We start from the raw sequence: 21210 nt of genomic DNA, 5'->3' as shown, positions 1-21210 counted from the left end.
TTTTAAAAAATATACAAAAAAGAGAGAAATATAATAGTAATTCATCCCTTTGTTGAAAGTTACTAATTTTCTTTTTAAAAACAGTTTTATCTTCCGTATCATTCTTAGAATAGAAATAACTTAATCTGTCTCTTTTCCATAATTTTTTCCCAATTACTCGCAATTATTGCTGCAATATTATGCATATTCATCTTCATTTACCTTGAAAAAAATATAAATACAGTTAATATAAATGGCAGAACTTAGAAACATATATATAAGTTTAGACTAAACTGTGTTTAATAAGATTGAATTGGGGAATGATAATATGGGCAATTTTTGCACTAACTGCGGGGCCAAATTAGAAAAAGATTATAATTATTGCGGTAATTGTGGGACTAAAATAGATAAAGAGGATATGAAACAGGACACTTCATTAAAATCAGTTCAGGATAAATACGAAAAAGAAAGAGCCAGAAATCAGCTTAAAAAAGTAATGGGGGGAGGAATATTATTCAAGGCAAGTTTCACTGAGGAAATACTCAGAATGGGTATAGGTTTTAATACGGCGGAAAATATCAAAAAACAGGTTTACGAAGAAATCGACTCCGGGAAAATTAAAAGTGGAGAAGTTGAAGATAGGATAAATCAGTTAATGCAGGAAAATAAAATCAGAATAGATCAGAAAAGAGCTGAAGAAGAAGCCAGAATAGCTAAAGAAAAAGAAATGAGAAGAAAACAAATAGAAAACACTCCACCGACCCGTGGAGGCTACTGCAGTTTTACTTGCATACATTTCTACGAGGAATTTTTTGACAGTTACGGAGGAATTGTTGGAGATATGGAAATTGATGGATATGTTGAGTATTACTGCAATTTAGGACATCATATATGCAAAGGATGTTATTGTGAAGATTATGAATGATAATTGCTGAATCAATTTATTTAATTTTTATATCAGTATCTGATAAAACTTCTCTGACCCTTTCATTGCATGACTTCATTACAACTCCACCCCTGCAGCCATCATGCATAATAAGAAGAACGCGCAGACCTGCAGATGATACATATTCCAGTTTTGAACAATCAATCATCACGCTTCTTAAAGCATTATCTTTTTTAATCTTTTCATAATTGGCAAGAAGATTAGGTGCACTTAATGAATCTAAATTTCCTGACATGATGAGATTAAGCATGTCACCATCAATTGACGCATCTGCATCAAAAGACTCAGTTCCGGAATCAGAAATTTCCTCCTTATCCGATTCATCTACGGAAATCTTCCATATACACACTCTCTTAAGGCCTTCCTTGATATGGTCTGCAATTTTAGGGTCTGCATTCTTTAAACTTTTAAACTCAGGAACATGGTCTGCAAATGGTATCCTTTCCAGTTTAAATCCCCTTGAGGCAATATAATTAATTGCATTTCTCATATTTTCCTGAACATCACCTACGACACGAACAGTTATTGTATTGCGCACAGCCTTTACATCAGATTTATCCTCTATTCTAAACCTAGACCGATACATAATTTCCCTTGTTCGATCACCATAAAAAGCTTTCACTATCAAAACATAGAGAAAAGATATTTCAGGATCAAGAGTAATCCAGTATCCTCCATGCTCTTGAAGAATCTTTTTAATGTTATCGCACATGACATCCATCTCGGAATTTGTAAGATACATCAGGAGCCCCTCTGTTGTTATGCATACCTCACCATCAATTTTGTCAAATGCAGACTTAAGGGACTGATAATTTGTTGCATCCACGCCTTCAAAACTAACAAGCTTTTTTTGGTTTTCATCCAGCAGTGACATAATGGCAGGTTCAACTTCATTGATTGTTGCGGGAAGATCCATTCCAACATATTTCCTGCCGCTTTTTGAAAATTCAAGGGCTCTGGGTGTGAAACCGCATGGCAAGTCAACCACGGTTAAACCAGATTCCTTAGCGAGCTTTCCACTGGTAAAATATCTCACATCCATAATGACGCTGTTAACAAAAAGATCATCCTCATCGGCCTTGACAGTTTTGCTGTTCTGTGTATCTTCCTTGGTAAGATTCAACTTTTCAACTATATCCATTGCATCATCATGACCTGCTACCGCCAGCTGAAAAAGAGTCATCCGAGCAGTGTTAAATATGGGATTTGTTCTCTCCAACAAGTCCTGATTAATTTCTATTCCTTCAAAACTAAACACATTGTTCATAATATCTCCTGTTTCGCAAAATATTATGTAACTTTCTCTTTTTTTACCTCTATTAACTTCTTATTTTCCATATCTATCTGGTAGATGGCATCTTGTGTGACGATATGCATTTCATCCCTGTAAAGATCTGTAGTTAATTTATGAGGCCCCAAATCCTTAATCATTTCCTGATAATCCCTGTTTTCCAGTATTTTTGTAAAATCAACTCTTGTTGCATCATTTATAATTCCAATCATTCCACCGTACTGGTCTGTTGCAACGATTTTTAAAGTGTAGTATGGTGTTTTTCTAAGGAAAATATATTCTGTATATCCATCTTTAATGTCCAAATCTTCCAGTTCCACTTTATATTTTTCACATATTTTATTAATGAGTTCCTGATGTCTTTTTTCAAATTCTAATGATTTTTCAAGGGAGTCATCAAAATCGGAGTATCCCATATTTGACCTTCCTTGAGAGCCATAATCGTCACTCCAGGACAGATGAGCTCCGCAATGTGTGCAATAGGGGTCTCCTTCCATAATTATTGAGCCACAGTCGGGACATGTGTGCATATTATCATCTCACTATTTTGAAATATATAGATATAAATTTGGATTTGAATGTTAATATCATTTTCCATAAATTCATTTGAAAAGCATGTAAAACTTCAGATGAAAATTCAAACATGATTAATTCAGTTAAAAACAGAAAAAATCAGATATTTCAGATGTCTTTTCACCCAGTTCATATCTTTCATTATTATCAAAATCACCTTCATATAACTGGTCTTGAATCTTTCAAATACCCTAATAATGTACGGATATTTTAAATATTTTGATTCATTGTCTTGAATTAAGAACCATGCCCATCCACTAGGTGTATTCTCTTCCGTCATGGTGAATTGCTCCGTCTAGGACATCATCGTTGTATTGGTCGTCATATACATCGTCGTTTACATTTTTGTAGATGCTTATTCCAGATGTTTGATCGTTTGTTGCATATACTGCATAATATTCTGAACTGTATACATTTTTGAATGAGCTGTCAACTTTAAAGTCATTGACTCCAGCCGCACATACGCTACTGATTAAAATACTTGTCACGATAACTAAAATTAAAACTCCTTTAATGTTCAATATTAATCACCTTTTTTTAGTGAAATATAATCTCTATTAAATATCATATAAATAAAATATATATAAATATTTCCGAATGCAAGTGCACACATACACTTAAATTTGCTATAAATTGTTCAAATATTCAATTAAAATTAATTGACCTATACAGAATTCAAAGTTACTTTAAAGAAAAATTTTGTGAAAAAAATGTAAATATTATACCTCTAAAAATTAACCGTTGAATTAGTGTAAACATTATTTACAAGGAACTCCGCAAATGCATTGCCGTATTTGCTGTAGGAAGCTCTGGTTAAATGTAAATTATCGGATGTGGTATATGCGCAATTATGCTGGGTAACTATATTATAGCTTCTTGTCTTAAATTGATAAAATGTCAAAAATTCGCTGGTATTCCATTTTTTAATCTGATTATTTAAAGCATTCTGATAATTTGTCAATGTCAATCCAATATTGTTAGGAGTTACATCCCTGTTTGTTATCTTTTTCAGGTCATAAACAGTATCACTATAATATAAATCAACAAAAACCACCTTAATTGGTGTTTTTCCATGATTAACACGATATTCACTTGATTTTTCTATTTTATTCAAAATATAGTTGATTGCACCATTGAATGTTTTTGTATCATTACTATTCAAAGAGCCTAATTTGGCATCCGTAATGTAATCGTTAGTTCCGGCAGCCATTACAACTACATCATAATCTGCAATACGTGTGTTTGCCTGACCAATACTATTATTTGTATAAACCATATTTCGGCCAGAAAAAGGAGGTTTTCCTGAATATATTGGATTTATTACAGCATTAATAAGGACATCTCTAACATTATTAATATTTTTTTCAAGACTATGATAAGTAGACCCCATAATTGAAGGATTATAATACACTCCACCAATTAACTGCGCCACTCTATAAGGTATGGAGAAGAAGTCATTTTTACTTGAAGAATAATATGCTCCGAAAGTAAGACTATCTCCAATATACAATATACTGTTATTAGAATAATTTTGAGAAAAATGCTTAAGGGTGAAACCTTCATCATATCCCCCATAAATAATTTCACCATTTTTATTGGAATATGCCTGCACGGCATAATAGGAATCCTTCTCAATTTCACCAATTTCCGCAGACTGATGAACCTCAGTATTTTTAGTTACCTGTTTTATTACATTCCACACATTATCTGAATTATTATTTTTCAATATAAGATAACCGTCGGCATTTGGAACTGTGTCCCAGGTTATAATGCCCTCAGAAAGGGAAATTATAGTTGGGCATTCAAGGTGAAAATCACCGTCGATTAGATATGTACCGAAACTTGTTTTTTCTACACCGTCAACTTTTCCTATTGTGCAGGCTCTGACTGTGTAGACCAAATCATTTGAACTTGGATCAATGAAAACACCTTTTATCAGTTTATCAGATATGTCTGGTGCAGATTTATAGTAATATTCAGTGAAATTCCTTTTAATCTCATCACCTGCGGATTTATAGTAATAGTGAGCAAAATTCAGTTTACTTCCATCTGCTGTGCCGATTAATTTAAACTTGCCTTCTTTTCCGATTTTATTATATATTAAGTATTTTGTTGCACCTGAAACTTTACTCCAATGGATTACCGCCTTATTATTGTAAAATTCAACACTTACTGTAGGATATTTCAATAGTTTCAATCCCTCTGAATCATAAGGCCCCAATATTTTTGTATTGCCCTTGGTTATTATTTCCCTGACAGAATATGTATAGGAATCATTTTCACAAACCTTATCTATAAAAGACATTTCTTCACTATTGGCGGTTACTGTCGCAATTATTTTAAAATTACCTTCAGACTTTCTTAGAATTTGATAATCGGCATTTTTCTTTGAAGTCCATGTCAGTTTTGCAAAATAATCATTGCCAGGATGATTAAAAATTAAAGATTTTAACCTTGTTTTTTCTATTTTATTATTCACAACATTCTTTTGCACCGAAATCAGTGAAATCTTTTTTAACAAATAATTTGTGTTGGCTGACGTAATCAGTACATTATGATTACCTAATGATAATCCACCAGTATTCAGGCTAGCAACTCCATTTGAATTAGTTCTAACTTTATATATATTATAATATTTACCTGAATTCACCTTTACATTCAAAAGCAACTGTTTAACTGGGAAAACTAATGTATTTTTGACAGTTATCTTGAAATAAGTTTTGTCTTTATATTTCACTATTCCGTTTTGGGTATATCCCACCACCTGCTTAACTGTGTTATTTGCACTTTTCCTGACGATAATTTTTGAAGCCTTATTAATGTTAAACTTACTGTTAACGGAATAGATAATGACATTATGAACACCCAATGATAAACCTTTAGTGTGCATTCTTGCAAGGCCAGCAGCATTTGTTCTAACTGTGTATATTTTATATTTACTGCCGGAATAAACCTTGATTTTCAGTATAGTCGCCTTGACATTGAAATTATGTGTATCAATAACCCTGATAAAAAAATAATTGGTTCTATTATAATTTACCTGTGTAAGAGGTGCATATACCCGAGCGGTAGATTTTAAAACCTTTATAGATGATGAACCGTAATATTTTCCATCAACATGAATTTTAATTATATGATTTCCTATACTTAAGCCATACAACTTAACCTGAGCTATCCCATTATCTCCAATTTTGCCCGAATAATTCTTGAAAGTGCTTCCTGTGAATACAATTAATTTAACGATTGAATTATATTTTGGATTGATGTATCTGATTCCATCATAACTTACAATATCATAAGCATAAACAGGAAAAAACACGTAACCTTCAGTGTAATCTGTTGTTAATGGTTTATAGTTAACCTTTGTAGATTCATACATTTCTTCAGGAGTATTATCTGAAATCGAACTATTGTTAGTTAAATTGCTACTGTTATTGTTTCCACTTGAATTTTGAGGGGTTTCTTCATTTTCTTTAAAATCATCTGAAGTGCCATTATCATTAAGACTTACATTACCTGAAATGTTAATGTCATGTGATTGTGAATTTGAATTTTCATAAAATTTTTCAAATGATGAATTACTGGAATTATTTCCACTGGAGAAAGCAAAACCCATCATCAAAAATAAAATTAATAAAATGGAAACTGCAATTACTGTTTTTTTGAAAAACTTATTCATAATATCTCCCAATTAAATTAAACATACCTTGATTAACTTAATCATTATATTAATTAATAATAGTTAAAAAAGATTTTCTTTTCTTAATTTAAATTTAATTTATCAAATATTCGTTTTATTTGATATACATTAAATATTAAATAAAAATAAAGATTTTATGGACACCAAGCAAATAATAAATTACAATTGAACTGGTAAAATAATCTGAGCCATATAACCTAAAATTTAGGTAAAAAGCATGATCAAATAGTTTTAAGAACTATGAATCTAATTTAATACAGGTCAATGGAACAAATGAATTAATTTTTCCAACAGAAATTGAATAATGTCTGATTGATTTGATATTTTCAAATCACATGGCAATTTCAAGGCAGTTATAGCAGATAAAAAAAAAAAGTTCATTTATAATACTCGGGACTGCATGGCTTTAAATGACAGGTACTTGCCTTTTTTGAATAACAGTTATTGCATGCCTGACAAAAACTTTCACCATTGCCTTTAATTTGCCAGTCAACCAGAAAGCTTGGGTCAGCAACAAATGGTCGTTGCATAGATACATATTCGATATTGGTTTCATTCAGCAATTTATTTATTTGATTCTGACTGGTCAGTCCACCTCCTAAAATAACAGGAATGTCAATCTCTTCTAGAATCTTTTCAGTTGCATCAATTAAAGGGTTGCTTTCAGTATTATTGCGGGTGAAAAAGACAGATGATAGAGGACGGGTTATTTGGAGTGAATCAGCACCATGCTTTTCAAGCAGTTTAGCTATTTCAATGGTCTCATCAATTGTCATTCCATTCTGGGATTCATCATAAGCATTTAATCTGCAGTTGATGTGCAATTTGGTATTCTGTTTGATAACTTTAATGATTTCCAATACCATCCTTAACCTGTTCAGCGTATTACCACCATATTCATCATGACGAAAATTATATGAAGGGTTAATGAAACGACTCAGGAAATAATTGTTTCCAAGCGCTATTTGTATTCCGTCAAAACCTGCAAAATCCATTTTTTGCGCAGCTATAATGAAATCAGCCTGGATTTTTCTGATGTCCTCAATTGATAAATCTTCAGCTTCCAGATTCTGTTCAGTTCTTTTGTTATACTGTACAAAGGCTAACTGAGCAAAAATAGGCACGTCATATACATGAACAAGATCTGTTAAGTCCTTTGCTTCTCTTACAAAACGATTAAAATTAATGGTGTGAGTGTATTTTGAAAAGACATCGCGGGGATAAAGTGAAATTACTTCAGTAATTATTAATCCTACACCGCTTGCGGCAATGCTTTCATATCTGTCATATATTTCTGGTGTGAAATTTCCGAGAGGTTCTCTTTGGGACTCCCATAAACCTGTTCTAACTATCCTGCTGTTAAGTTCAAAACTTCCGAAGCCGCAACGGTCAAATATATCCTTCATAATAAACAATTAATTTTTTGAAGATATAAATATTGATGTATGCATAACAGTGCAGTTGTAAACCTCATGCTCCTAAAAAAAATAATAAAAAAAGATAATGTATTAAAATGATATTAATACATTAATGTGCACCACTAAATCGTTTTATGAATGGAATATGGCCGCAGATAAATACGATTAAGAATGCCAAAACAAATACAGCAATATAATTTAATGGCAGCCAAATGAGAGGGTTCCACTTGAAAAATGGAATCATATGATTTCCAATATATTTAAGGGTATTTAAAGGGAAATAATGCACCAAAAATATACCGTAACTGTATGTACTTATTGCAAAAATTATTTTGAATACGAAAGAATCCTTCAAGAAGGAATAAATCCTATTTTTGAATGAACCCGGATTTTTGGAACTGAATGCCGCCCAATATTTGAATATTAAAAACAATCCTGTTGCCTGCATTACCGGAACAATTGTCAAATATGTGCACCACATGACTGATTTGGTTGTAAATCCACGGCTAATTGTATATCTCATATTGATGAATGTGAATACCACAGCAATTATAAAACCTAATCTGATCATATTCTTGTCTGACAGTTTGAAATCCTTATTTGCCAAATAATATCCCATCACAAAGTAACCGAGATAACCTGCAAAATAACTCAGCTCAAGTTCATGGAACGGATACTTATTAAGAAAACCCAATACCATGGTGACAAGCCACACAACTAAAAAATATTCAACACCCCGAAGCTTAAATTCCTTTACAAATGAATTGATTACAGGCAAGAACAGATAAACCCCAATCAGCATATATATGAACCAATACTGCTTATCTAAAAAGATATTTTTATATGATACTAAAGAGACATCATATCCGTTTACAAACATCAAAAGAAACGGCAATAAGATAGCCCAAGGAATGAATGGTATAAGTATCCTTGCAAATCTATGCTTCAAAAAGCTTCCGAGTTCATAATCCCTATTTAGCAATAATGAACCACTTATCATCAAAAACAACGGCACACCCATTACAGCAATATCAACCCACAGTGTTGAAAAGTACCATTGCCAAGTTCCTACAGCAAAATTATTTGAAAAATTTCTAAAAACATGAGCCAAAACAACCAGCATTATAGCCAGCGCCCTTAACTGGTCTAAATAAAAAATTCTCTTTTTTCCGTTTACTACCTTATACATAACACTCATTTTTTATGATTAATTTAAGAAATAAATACTCTTTAATATAAATGTTTAGTATAAAAAATATATAAAATTTGCTTAAATAGAATTCAGATTGTAAATGAGTATCATTAATCTAAAAAAATGTAAAAAATAGTAGTTATTGAAATTTATTTCATCAGTTGCATCAATTACTGAATTATCATCAGATTTTACAAATAAAACATGAACTACCAATCCTTCAAATTTTCATGAGTCATATTGACATTCAGAGGTGTCAAACTCGGTCTTTTTTCAACAATCAATGCATATCCGTCACTGTCTTTTTCATATTCATTGACTAGATCAGGTGTAATCATGATTAAACCTTCATCATCCTGATTTTCATCCAGAGAATAATTGAATAACTCTGATTTTTCACTGCTGCTCCGATCAATGACCTGCTTGTCAAGCATCTTATGAGACAAATGAGTAATCTTAACCTCTTCGCAATCATAATTTGAAGGCACATTCAAATTGAATAAATCAACGCCTTCTGGAAAGCCATCTTCGATTATCTTCAAAACGATATCATGCAAAACTTTCTTTGTCAATGTAAAATCATAATCCAAAAACCATTCACCGTTTTCATCCTGTTTATAAGAGGTTTTAGGGTCCATGAACAATGAAACTGCAATTGCAGGTATTCCCAAACTGACCGCTTCAAAAGCTGCACAGACTGTTCCAGAAGAAGTAATATCACAACTTATATTAACGCCCTGATTGATTCCGGTTATGACCAGGTCAGGCTTTTCATCCATTATATAGTTTGCACCAACTACAACAGAATCTGCAGGACTTCCAGAAACAGAATAGGCAAGGCTTCCATCTTCAAGTTCACATTTATTGATTTTCAAATGCTTGAATAATGTTAAACGACGCCCTACACTGCTGTTGTTTTTATCAGGAGCGACAACCGTAACGTTTCCCAAGTCTTCAACTGCCTGTTTTGCAGCCAATATCCCCGGTGCAAAAACCCCATCATCATTGGATATTAAGATATTCATAAATGTCAAAACCTTAAATGTTAATAATTAATATTATGGTACAAATATCTTAAATATTTAGCTAAAAATATAAGATTTGAAAAAAATTTAATTTGATATTTTGTTTTGTACAAATAGATAAAATTTAGAAAAATAATTTATAATATTATTAAAAATATCAGCTTAAAAACTATTTTTCCAAAACTGCAATATAATCCATCTTTTTTCGCAAAAATGGAAGCCATGTAAACAATCTGAATGCCGGCTTGAACTTGTTCATTCCATCAAAAAGATTTACATCTCGAATCCACTTAAATCCGGAATTTAAATTAAGAAGTTGTGAACCTTTTTCAACACCCCATATAAATTCTGAACTGGTCTGCTCTACAGATTTTTCCTTTACATTTTCTACTGAAACTGGAGGCATTATCTCAACAAATATGCTGCAGTGTCTGAAATTGTCATTTATTATTTTTAGAATTTCTGAATTGTCATTTTCTGTAAGATACATGCTAAGACCTTCAATGATAAAAAGAACATTGCCACTTTCTATTTTAATTTCACTAGCCCAATTGGAATCCATTGCTGAGTATGCAAGTGTTTTGACCCTGTCTGTGTCTTCAAGATATTGTCTTCTGAAATTAACTGAGTTTTCCAAATCGATATTATACCATTTGATTAAACAGTTGTCCAGTCTGTTGAATCTTGTATCCATTCCTGAAGCAATGTTGACTATAGTAGAGTGAGGATGTTTTTTAATGTAATCTGAAACCATTTCATCAAGAACAATTGTTCTTGAAATCACACCATATTTCATAAATCTATCCTGATTTGCAACTGTGAAATCATAATCTATCTTGGATATTATCTCTATTGCTTTTTGATCGTAAAATTTGTGGTTCTTTTTTTGTGAATGTTGTGCTTTGGCAAATAATGTCAAAAGCATTGTTTTTTCTACACCTTCTAATATCATAAGTTTTCCTCCATTGGTTATTTTGAGTTATATAATGATTGAACTAATAACTATATAAATTTTTAGGCATACCTAAATTAAACAAAATTAATAAAAAAATAGAATATAATTATTAAAAATATGTTAAATAAATTAATATTAAAAAAAAATAATAAAAAAAATTACATATATTATGATTTTATAAAAAAAATAAAAAATTAATATTTTTTCAAAAGACCATATAATTCAGGAATGGCCTGTTCAAATTTTACACCATAAGTATGTGTTTCATCACCAATTGTTTTTTCAATAGCTATTTTTGTAAACTCTCCTGCGATTTTAGCCGCCCTAGAGGGGTTTTTTCCAAGTATAGTTGAACCGACAAAAGATGATGCAAAAACATCTCCTGTTCCATGAGATACATAATTGATTTTATCATTGAAAACAATTTCAACGGATGAGTCTTTCTTATCGAAAATAATCATTCCAAGCTCATTTTCCCTTTCGTATCCTTTGAGAATGACATATCTTTTTGTAAAATCTGCAAGTTCCCTTGCCATTTCCAACATTTCATCTTCGGAAAAATGTTCTTTCCAAGGTTTATGTAATATATAACAGGCTTCAGTTGTGTTTGGAAGAATATAATCGCCCAATTTACAAAGTTCTCCCATTTTATCTGCAAATTCCTGGTCAAAACCATTATAAAATTCCCCATGATCAGCCATTGCAGGATCAACAAATACACTTCCGTTAGGTTTAAGTCGTGAATCTATAATGCTTTTTATATAATCCATCTGTTCTGCTGATGCAATAAATCCTGTGTAAATGGCATCAAAATATATTCTTTCACTTTCCCAATGCTTTTGAATTGCAGGCAAGTCATCTGTTAGGTCCCTAACAGTATAATCAGTAAAACCAGAAGTATGAGTGGATAAAACAGCTGAAGGAAGCACTGCAGTTTCTATTCCAAATGCAGAAACTACTGGAAGTGCAACGGTTATAGAGCATTGCCCGAAACAGGACAAATCCTGAATAGTTAATATTTTTGTAGATTCATTCATTTTTTCAACCCAATTAGTTTAGTAACATTTCTGTTCATAATATATTAATCTTCACATATATAAAATTTTATATTATTTTTTATAATAATCATTAATATTTTTTGTAAAAAAAATACAAAATTTAAAAAATATCATTTAATTTTTAAAAATACTTTAAAAAATTTCAATATAAATCATATTTTGATATTCTGATATTTAAAGAGAATCAAATCCCCAATCCAAATAGTTCATAGCCCATTATTTCACTGATAAATAAAATAAAAATCATTTCCTTAAAAATGATTTGAATTTTGAAGATTTTGAATCATTCTTTTCTTTAAGGTTTTTATTCTCAATTTCAAGCTGATTGCATTTAGATTTTATATCATCCAATTTTCTTAAAAGTTCCCAGTTCTCATTTTGCAGATTATCATTTTTGATTTTAAGTTTATTTTGATAAACTGATTTTGAATTCAAAGGATGCCATTCAACATGCATTTCAACAATTTCCTGATCTTCAACTTCTTTTTTATATACGAAGGGTTCATCATTTTTTGTCAAAACATTTTCTATGTGCTTTTCACCATTAATCATGAAAGAAGTGTAATTAATATAAATAGGCAATTTGTTACCTGATTCATCCCTAATGTCTACTCCCTTTAGTTTTATTTCAAGATTACCTTTATTGACACATTGGAGCTGCAAATCCAATTCTCCCCTATAACTTTCAATAACCAGACCTTTTCCTTTGGAATCTTCAAACCAGCGAGGGAATTGCTGACGGGAATATTCATCCGAATTTTTAATGACTTCAATTGAATTATTTTCACCGTTGTTTTTAATATCCAATCTGGCAGTTGCAAATTTAATCAAATCCTTTTTGTCTTCAAGTTTAATTAATCTAACCAAGTTTTTATCATCAAAGAAACCGTCAAGCCAGTCCATTTCTGAATAATCGATTCCCCTATTGGAAAATTCAACATCCTTGATAATTTTTAAAACCGCTATTGCAGCATAAACAGCTTTTAAAGGATAATACTGAGTATTTTTTGTGATTTTATGTATATATGAATATGATTCAAATGAGAAATATTTCTCAAATTCCTTTTCAAAAGTTCTGGAATTAAAAATTTCTTCCAGATAATTATCAATGTCCCGTCTTGATATGTATTCATCGTTTAAAATGATATTTTCACTCTTTTCATCAGATTCCATATCTGGAATTCTTGTAAAGTCCTTTAATTCAAATGGATATTGTTCATTAATTTTATTGGCATAATCTATTGTTTCCTGTCTGAATCCACGGTTGCCTTCAATTTTAAATTCCAATAATTGAGGGTAGAATCTTGAGAAAATCAATGCCATCAACAGATTATTGTCTTTGCACTCCTCTGTTGTAAGCTTTATCTTAATTAGATTTGAATCTAATAAAGGAGTTAAGGAAATGTCGTTTGCAAAAAATGTCTCTACAGCAGATTTGCCGAAATGAATCCTGTTTCTAACTTCTCTGTGATATATATCTACAATTTCCTTTGAATCCATGTCAACTGCGAATCTCTCATTTAACCTAATGCGTGCGTTTTCAAAAAGATTGATTGATGATTTTGTTAATGAATAATCCACATTATGGTTCCTCTTTTTAATATCCTCTATAAATTCTGATGGAACTTCATTGTTTAATTCTCTTATAACACCTCCTCCGGAACCTGTGAATGTATAGACAGGATGTTCATATCTGAATGTTTTAAAATACATTTCCTTGTGAAAACCTTGTTTGGTATAAAAAGAATTCATCATCGGCATTTGAATATCTTCAAATCCAATAATTTTCTCATTAATTTTTCCCTCATTTAACTTAAAATTGAATTTATCAGCTATTTCACTGGCAATTTCAAAATCTTCTTTATGAGTGTGGAGATGGTCATTTATAGACACTATCTTAATGTCATTCAGGTTAATGTTTGCAGATAACCACAATACCGCAATGATTCTTGAGTCAAAACCGCCGGACAGATGAAAAGCGAGATTATTTGTTTTGCTTTTCAACAATCTTATTATGTTTACCCATTTGTAGAACCAATCATCCAGAATATCCAAAGCATTTTTTGAATCTATGGGAATGGTACTTTCTCCATAGTCAATGTAGTCAAATTCAACTGTTTTATCTGATTTATCTATAGTGACAATGCAGTTTCTTGACAAACATTCAATCTCGTTTACCAATGTCTCATTATACGCCCTTGAACACAGATTTGTAAAAAGCAAATCATTTGCATAATCCTGATTGAGTGAAATTTTTTGAGTTAACTTTATATAATCCACCAATTTGATAAATGAATTTGAAATAGCAAAATAATCATCATTTTGATATAAATATAATCCATAGGAACCCATAAAATCCTGATTAATGACTATTTTATCTTCATAAACATCTACCAAAACATAAGCTCCGTCGGAAGTTAATTCAATATCCTCATCATACTCAGTAAATACATTACCCTGTGAATCGATTGAATACCCATAAAAAGAAGTTGTTACCTGATTTAAGTTTTTTGAATCAATTATGAAAAAATTATCCACCAAAAAATTTTCTCCAAATGACATCGTTTAACCTCCATACTATTTTTTAAACATATTTGTTGTTTTTCTTAACGGTTTTGTGATTTTCCAACTTGTTGAAGACTCATATTCTTTAATTAATTTTTTAAGTTCCTTATTTTGATTTATAATGTCCTGATTTTTTGTTTTTAATTTTTTGTTTTTTTCTTTTAGCTTAATGTTATTATTTTCAAAAGAGGTTAATTTATTGTTTAATTTTTCATTCTTTTGTTCGAGAATATTTATTTTATTGTTGAGATTTTTAATATGCTTATTCTTTCTGTAGAGTTGATGTTCCAGATTGAACAAGAATAATTTGTCCTGAGACAATAGAACTTCCTGCTGCCCGGTTTGACCTCCAATAGATTCATCATCATTTAAAGTAATTTCACTAATTTCATCTATTTCAATATCGTCTTTGCTAATTTTAGTTTTAAATAAATCAAAATTACTGTAAGTTTCACAGTTCAAGACCAGCATATAGAAATTATACAAACCGAAAGGAAACTTATTGAGGGTTTCAGAATCAAAATTCATTTTAATAAATTCTGACCTCAAGGTGTAATAATAATCATCTTTAAATTCATCAGAGGTTTTAAGAAGATTAGCTCTGGATTCAACTATCATAAATTGTGCAAAATTCTGCTTAAACTCATCATAATAGTTATGATTAATTAAAAAATCCTTAACTCCCCTGAAAACATCAAAAATTATAATCTTATTGTTTGATGATGTTGCTTTTGTTTGAAGAGAATTTTCATTAGCCCTGTTATAGTGATATAGAATTTCCGGAAGATAGGAAATCCTTTTGGCCAGAAGCATTGATTCTATATGGAATTGAACATCATTGAATATTTTATGACTGTAAAACTCCAAATTGTTTTCCTTTAAAAAGGAAGTTTTATAAATTTTTGACCATATCACAAACATCTTATTCATGACTAACTTCTTTTCATAGTTATAATCAAAAACAAAATTATCGTAATCAACGGATTCATCAGCAGGCAGATAAATTCTTTCCCTTGTTAATTCATTGATTCCATGCTCGATTGAATTGAATAAAACCATTTCTGAATCATTAGCATTGGCATTTTTATATAATTTCTCTAACGAGTCCAATTCCATCCAATCATCGGCATCTACAAATGAAATATACTCCCCCTCTGCCAATTTTATTCCATTATTTCTACTGATGCCCGCTCCCTGATTTTTTTGGGAAATAATCTGTATCCTGTCATCTTTGTTTTTATATTCCTCAAGGATTTCAAGAGAATTGTCATTAGATCCATCATTTATGCATATGATTTCAATTTCTTTTAATGACTGGTTAATGAGACTGTTTAAGCATCTACCAATATATTCTTCATCATTGTAAACGGGAATTATAACTGAAATTTTTGGCTTCATAAAATCACAAATATATACTAATTAATAAGGTTTTATAAAAAACATTTAATTTAAACTTTTTTATACAAAAGATATATTTTTAAAACAATTAAAGATTTAAAGGCCAATTCAACTTAACAAAAAATGGTGAACAATAATTAATAGTTTAATAAAAATTTTTTAATTTAAAGAAATAATTTAATAAAAATTTAACTGTAAAAATAAATAGTATATATAAACATGAATGGGGAAACTATGAAACTAAATTACATTGTTGAAGGTGAAGGAAAAACTTTAATATTCATACATGGCCTTTCGGACGATTTAAGATACTGGGAAATATTGACAAGCAGCCTTAAAAACAATTATAAAATCATAAGAATTGATTTAAGAGGACATGGTGAATCTGAGTTAGGTGCAGATGAAATATGCATAAACACTTATGCTAATGATTTAAAAAAGATATTGGATGAATTGAAAATTGAAAAAGCAAATGTAATTGGATTTTCCCTAGGCGGTGCTGTAGCAATTGATTTTGCAATCAGATATCCAGATTATGTGTCTTCTCTTGTTTTGATGTCAACATTTCTAAAATGTGATGACTACTTATCAAAGCTGTTCAGTCAATTTAAAGAGGAATTAAACAAATCATTTGAAGACTTTTTTGACTTTATGATTGAAAAAGTATTGTGCCCGGAAGTCATTGAAAAAAATCGTGAAGAACTGGAAATCCTAAAGCAGATTTCATCACAAAATACAAACCTTGAGGCTTATGAAAAAGCGGTTGACGCCTGCATAAATTTCAATGCTGAAAAAAGCATTTCCAATATTAACGTGCCTACATTAATTTTGGCGGGAAAATATGATGAGATTATACCATTGGATAAGCAAAAACTTATTCATAAAAGCATTTCCTCATCAGATTTAATCGTTTTTGATGATGTGAGACATAATCTTCTTGTTGGAAAAAACAATGCTGAAATAATAAAAATCTTGAATAATTTTTATAAAAATCATTAACTGACAAAAATAATTATTGTAGGTCAAAAAAAATGCATATCCAAAAAGCCGTAACTGACGACTTGGATAAAATCATGGAAATATATGAAATTGCACAGAATTTCATGATTAAATCCGGAAATCCGACACAGTGGGGACATCATTACCCTACAAAAGAATTGATAGAAAATGACATTGAAAATGAAATTTGCTATCTGATTTATGAAAATGAATCTCCTCATGGAGTATTTGCACTTTTTAGAGGTGATGAACCCACATACAGATACATCGAAAATGGTGAATGGTTAAATGATGATGCATATGTAACTGTACACAGAATTGCAAGTGACGGTAAGTGCAGAGGTATTTTCGATTGCGCCATCAAATACTGCAAAAGCATATCCAAAAACATTAGAATAGACACGCACAAAAACAATCTGGTGATGCAAAAACTAATTGAAAGAAATGATTTTAAGAAATGCGGAACTGTATATGTTAATGACAAATCCGCAAGAATCGCTTATCAATGGACAGAAAGTCTACCGGAATAACAATCACAATTTTGATTTAAAAAAAAAGAATGGTAAGAAATAATATTAAATAGTCGTACTTACAGTTACAACACCATAATCTTTAGAAGTGCTTTCTGTATCAACAACCTTACCATCTTTTATAATTTCAACTTTTAGATTATCCGAACCACTTTTAGTCTTCTGCACAGCAGCAGCGATCACTTTATAGTTTTTAGGGTCAACTTCAATGATTTTATTGCCTGTTCCCTCATAATGTGTATTTGTGTCATCTCCACCAATGGAGGCTGACCATTCAACAGGGCAGGTAATTTTAAACTGTATCTTATCAGAACTAGGATTGGCAAAAGTTTTACCGTCAAGAGTGGCGCTTACAGTAACAACACCATAATCTTTAGTAGTGCTTTCTGTATCAACAACCTTACCATCTTTTATAATCTGAACCTTCAGATTATCCGAACCACTTTTAGTCTTCTGCACAGCAGCAGCAATTACTTCATAATCATCAGAATCAATATTAATAGTCCTATTGCCTGTTCCTTCATAATGAGTGCTGGTATTTTCATCACCAATTGAAGCAGACCATTCAACAGGACAGATAATTTTTATTTGAACATCATAGTCTTCGACATCCCCACCTATAATATCCCCACTAAGGCCATTGGTAAGTTGCGGAGAATAATCAGGTTCTGGAGATAAAATTATGGCTCCCACCAAAGCAAATAGAGCAACAACGCAAATTAGAATAACTGCTATTACCTTTGATTTTGACATGGATTCTGAATCTATTGCATTGAAAAGCAAAGGCAACTGTTTGCCCTCATTTATTGCATCAGTGCATTTATAAGCATCATACATAGAATAAATTATCAATCCGAATCCAAATATCAATGATAATAAAGTGACAGTGAAACTATCATTGAAAATAGCAATTATGCCAAATATTGCGGTAATTAATAATCCTATTGCACATAAAATTAATCCCCGTTTATACAATCGAAGATAAAGTATATGTCCTATACCACTAAAACAATAAGCAATCATTCCTCCAATAAAATTTAATATTAATGCTATCCATTTATTTTTCTGATTTGAAGCATTGCCTACATTTCGTTTGTTTTGACCAACTCCCAAATCATCTGTTGCAAGATTTTCAAAACTGCTTCCGCAATTTCTACAAAATTTTGAATTATCACTGTTTTCAGTACCGCATTCAGGACAGATCCTCATATAATCCCTCCTCCCAAATTAATTGAGAAAAAATCCTTCTACAATTTTTATAAAATTATAGAATATGATCTGCTAACCTTTTGTTAACATAACCTCTATAATTAATTATTTAAAGAATATAATATTTAAAATACACCAGGATTGTCTAAAATAGTTGACAATATATTTATTCCCAATTTTGAAAGTTTAAAATTATAATTTCATCTTTTAATCATTTCAATCAGCGAAGAGAATTTACAAAAAAATATATTATAATTGAAAAACATAAATAAAATATTATATTATTGAATCGGATTGAACATTATGAGTTTAGAAAAGTTAATTGGCAACACCCCAATGATAAAGATTAATTATGAATATGAAGGCAAATTAGGAAGTATCTACACCAAACTTGAATATTACAATTACTCAGGAAGCATAAAAGACAGAATTGCTTTATACATCATTCAAAAATCAAAACAAAACGGAGAACTAAAAGATGGTCAGCCAATTGTAGAAGTAACAAGCGGAAACACAGGAATTTCATTCAGCGCAATAGGTGCATTCTACGGCCATGACGTACATATATTCATGCCCGACTGGGTATCAGTTGAAAGAAGAAATCTGATTGAGATGTATGGCGCTCATGTGCATCTTGTATCCAAAGAAGAAGGTGGATTTAAAAAAGCTTTAGAACTTGCAGAAGATTTTGCAAAAGAAAATAATGCATTCAGACCACTTCAATTTGATAATGAGTTAAACGTTGAAGCACAATATAAAACTACAGGTCAGGAAATAATTGATGCAGTTCCTAATGTAAATGCATTTGTTTCAGGAATCGGAACAGGTGGAACACTTATGGGAATCGGAAAACGATTAAAGGACAGCAATCCTGACTCAAAAATTATTGCACTTGAGCCATCAACATTATCTATCCTTAAAATGGGTATGGAAGAAGGCAGCCATTTAATTGAGGGTATTGGCGATGATTTCATACCTGGAATTGTTGATCAAAGTGCAATTGATGAAATTGTCTTAATCCACGATTGTGATGCCATAAATATGTCAAAAAGAATAGCTAAGGAATTCGGTTTGGGAATTGGAATCTCCAGTGGCGCAAACTTTTTGGCAGGGGTTTTGATGAACAGTGATGAATTGACAATTGCTACCGTGTTTGCAGACGACAACAAAAAATACATTACTACAAAATTATCCGAAGAGATTGATGAAAATTCAGATCTCATTTCAAACAAAATAAAACTGATAGATTTTGAAGTAATTTAAAAATATATGGCTACTTTGTAGCTTTCCAATTCTTATTTTCAATTGAACAATATTAAATCAATACCTTCATTGATTCATAAATTAAATATATAGCTCCAAAGATTACTAAAACTGCAAAAATCTTTGGAATATATCTTGTTTTTAAAATTAATTTTTCCAAATTTATTTTAGATATGAAATAGCTTAAGACAAGCAAGGTCAAAGCAAAACCAACTGAATAGATTATTATATTAACTATAGCATATGTCGGACTGTTTGAACTGATTAATAAGGTTATAAGAGCTATCAGATATCCACTATAACATGGAGCCCAGGCAACTGATGTCAAAACTCCCATCAAATAATTAGATACAATTCCATTATCTTTTATCTGAGGAATTATTTTGAAGCTTAAAGAATAATCAAAAAACATCAAAATTCCAATAATCAGGAGAATAATTGCTGAAATTAGTCTTATTTGGGCTATATAAGCATATAAAATAGCTGTAAAAAATCCTGTTAAAAATATTACTGCAATAAAAATAGTCAACAGACCACATATAAATGATATCAATTCACTTTTTGATTTGGATTTAAGACTAACGCTTACAAAAATAGGTAAAATAGGTAAAATACAGGGAGACAATATGGATATTGCTCCTGTGGTAAATGAGATTAACGGAAGAAATTCCATTTAAATCTCCTTAATTGAAGTTAAAAATTCATCTGCTGAAACATAACCCTCAATTCTTTGCAGTTCTTTGGAATTAGAATCCAAAAATACAATCATTGGAGTTCCAACAACCTTATACTGCGCAGCAAGCTGAGGTTGCTTGTTAACATCAACATCAACAACAATGAATTTGTCATTTAACTCTTTTTGAACATTGCTTTTACTTAAAACATCCTGCTTCAACAAGTCACAATAATAACAACTGTCCTGATCAAAAAGCAACATTACAGTTTTATTTTGAGTTCCTGCATCCTTTAATGCCTGTGTTAAATCAGATGATGAATTTAATCCGTCAACTATCTTAGTTGTATCTGCACTGAAACCTGCAGATATTGATACACAGGCAATTAAAACCATGATGAAAATAAAAAGTTTATAGCTTTTCATGAATCTAATT

19 protein-coding genes are annotated in these 21210 nt (G+C 30.9%); 4 read left to right on the top strand and 15 right to left on the bottom strand.

Features of this window, described 5'->3' with window-relative positions; all coding sequences use genetic code 11:
- The first annotated feature begins 307 nt into the window (after nucleotides 1-307).
- Nucleotides 308-904 (top strand): zinc-ribbon domain-containing protein, encoded by a 597-nt coding sequence (locus Q0P94_RS00720; RefSeq protein WP_295112486.1) that lies wholly within the window; start codon nucleotides 308-310, stop codon nucleotides 902-904.
- Between the two features lie 16 nt (nucleotides 905-920).
- Here Q0P94_RS00720 and Q0P94_RS00715 read toward each other — a convergent pair whose 3' ends face one another.
- From Q0P94_RS00715 to Q0P94_RS00660, 12 genes are all read right to left on the bottom strand, one after another.
- Nucleotides 921-2108, bottom strand: coding sequence for an STAS domain-containing protein (locus Q0P94_RS00715; protein ID WP_295112483.1), 1188 nt, complete (start codon nucleotides 2106-2108; stop codon nucleotides 921-923).
- A 107-nt stretch (nucleotides 2109-2215) separates the two neighbouring features.
- On the bottom strand, nucleotides 2216-2746 hold the full coding sequence (locus Q0P94_RS00710; protein WP_295112480.1) for a hypothetical protein: 531 nt from the start codon (nucleotides 2744-2746) through the stop codon (nucleotides 2216-2218).
- 122 nt (nucleotides 2747-2868) lie between these two features.
- On the bottom strand, nucleotides 2869-3069 hold the full coding sequence (locus Q0P94_RS00705) for a hypothetical protein (protein WP_295112477.1): 201 nt from the start codon (nucleotides 3067-3069) through the stop codon (nucleotides 2869-2871).
- Nucleotides 3047-3310: a hypothetical protein gene (locus Q0P94_RS00700; protein ID WP_295112475.1), complete on the bottom strand. Its 264-nt coding sequence runs from the start codon at nucleotides 3308-3310 to the stop codon at nucleotides 3047-3049. The genes Q0P94_RS00705 and Q0P94_RS00700 overlap by 23 nt, the downstream gene beginning before the upstream one ends.
- Before the next feature lie 206 nt (nucleotides 3311-3516).
- Nucleotides 3517-6468 carry an SGNH/GDSL hydrolase family protein gene (locus tag Q0P94_RS00695; protein ID WP_295112473.1) on the bottom strand — a complete coding sequence of 984 codons (2952 nt, stop codon included), beginning with the start codon at nucleotides 6466-6468 and terminating at the stop codon, nucleotides 3517-3519.
- A gap of 398 nt (nucleotides 6469-6866) precedes the next feature.
- On the bottom strand, nucleotides 6867-7895 hold the full coding sequence (locus Q0P94_RS00690) for a HisA/HisF-related TIM barrel protein (RefSeq protein ID WP_295112469.1): 1029 nt from the start codon (nucleotides 7893-7895) through the stop codon (nucleotides 6867-6869).
- 121 nt (nucleotides 7896-8016) lie between these two features.
- Complete coding sequence (locus Q0P94_RS00685) at nucleotides 8017-9096, bottom strand: acyltransferase (protein ID WP_295112466.1); 1080 nt, start codon at nucleotides 9094-9096, stop codon at nucleotides 8017-8019.
- Between the two features lie 212 nt (nucleotides 9097-9308).
- The gene (surE, locus tag Q0P94_RS00680) at nucleotides 9309-10124 is read right to left on the bottom strand and encodes a 5'/3'-nucleotidase SurE (RefSeq protein ID WP_295112463.1); all 816 of its coding nucleotides are present in this window, start codon (nucleotides 10122-10124) and stop codon (nucleotides 9309-9311) included.
- A gap of 169 nt (nucleotides 10125-10293) precedes the next feature.
- Nucleotides 10294-11076, bottom strand: coding sequence for a class I SAM-dependent methyltransferase (locus Q0P94_RS00675; RefSeq protein WP_295112460.1), 783 nt, complete (start codon nucleotides 11074-11076; stop codon nucleotides 10294-10296).
- A 197-nt stretch (nucleotides 11077-11273) separates the two neighbouring features.
- Nucleotides 11274-12116, bottom strand: a complete 843-nt coding sequence (locus Q0P94_RS00670) for a pyridoxamine kinase (RefSeq protein ID WP_295112458.1) — start codon at nucleotides 12114-12116, stop codon at nucleotides 11274-11276.
- A gap of 264 nt (nucleotides 12117-12380) precedes the next feature.
- Complete coding sequence (locus Q0P94_RS00665) at nucleotides 12381-14699, bottom strand: hypothetical protein (protein WP_295112455.1); 2319 nt, start codon at nucleotides 14697-14699, stop codon at nucleotides 12381-12383.
- 15 nt (nucleotides 14700-14714) lie between these two features.
- The gene (locus tag Q0P94_RS00660) at nucleotides 14715-16100 is read right to left on the bottom strand and encodes a glycosyltransferase (protein ID WP_295112453.1); all 1386 of its coding nucleotides are present in this window, start codon (nucleotides 16098-16100) and stop codon (nucleotides 14715-14717) included.
- A 234-nt stretch (nucleotides 16101-16334) separates the two neighbouring features.
- Here Q0P94_RS00660 and Q0P94_RS00655 point away from each other — a divergent pair, with 234 nt between their 5' ends.
- Together Q0P94_RS00655 and Q0P94_RS00650 are read left to right on the top strand one after the other, a co-directional pair.
- On the top strand, nucleotides 16335-17099 hold the full coding sequence (locus Q0P94_RS00655) for an alpha/beta fold hydrolase (protein ID WP_295112450.1): 765 nt from the start codon (nucleotides 16335-16337) through the stop codon (nucleotides 17097-17099).
- 32 nt (nucleotides 17100-17131) lie between these two features.
- On the top strand, nucleotides 17132-17629 hold the full coding sequence (locus Q0P94_RS00650) for a hypothetical protein (RefSeq protein WP_295112447.1): 498 nt from the start codon (nucleotides 17132-17134) through the stop codon (nucleotides 17627-17629).
- Nucleotides 17630-17674: 45 nt separating this feature from the next.
- Here the strand turns inward: Q0P94_RS00650 and Q0P94_RS00645 are convergent, their stop codons facing one another.
- On the bottom strand, nucleotides 17675-18838 hold the full coding sequence (locus Q0P94_RS00645; protein ID WP_295112445.1) for a zinc ribbon domain-containing protein: 1164 nt from the start codon (nucleotides 18836-18838) through the stop codon (nucleotides 17675-17677).
- 303 nt (nucleotides 18839-19141) lie between these two features.
- On the opposite strand from Q0P94_RS00645, the gene Q0P94_RS00640 reads away from it, so the two are divergent.
- Nucleotides 19142-20101 (top strand): PLP-dependent cysteine synthase family protein, encoded by a 960-nt coding sequence (locus tag Q0P94_RS00640; protein WP_295112443.1) that lies wholly within the window; start codon nucleotides 19142-19144, stop codon nucleotides 20099-20101.
- A gap of 52 nt (nucleotides 20102-20153) precedes the next feature.
- On the opposite strand, the gene Q0P94_RS00635 is transcribed toward Q0P94_RS00640, so the two are convergent.
- Both Q0P94_RS00635 and Q0P94_RS00630 read right to left on the bottom strand, forming a co-directional pair.
- Nucleotides 20154-20774 (bottom strand): cytochrome c biogenesis CcdA family protein, encoded by a 621-nt coding sequence (locus Q0P94_RS00635; RefSeq protein WP_295112440.1) that lies wholly within the window; start codon nucleotides 20772-20774, stop codon nucleotides 20154-20156.
- Entirely contained in the window at nucleotides 20775-21200 is a 426-nt protein-coding gene (locus tag Q0P94_RS00630; RefSeq protein ID WP_295112437.1) for a thioredoxin family protein, read from the bottom strand.
- Nucleotides 21201-21210 lie beyond the last annotated feature (10 nt).

It is taken from the genome of uncultured Methanobrevibacter sp., from assembly GCF_946184425.1.
Taxonomy (GTDB): Archaea; Methanobacteriota; Methanobacteria; order Methanobacteriales; family Methanobacteriaceae; genus Methanocatella.
Note: the sequence above shows the minus strand (reverse complement) of the source record. Positions and strands in the feature narration are given on the sequence as shown.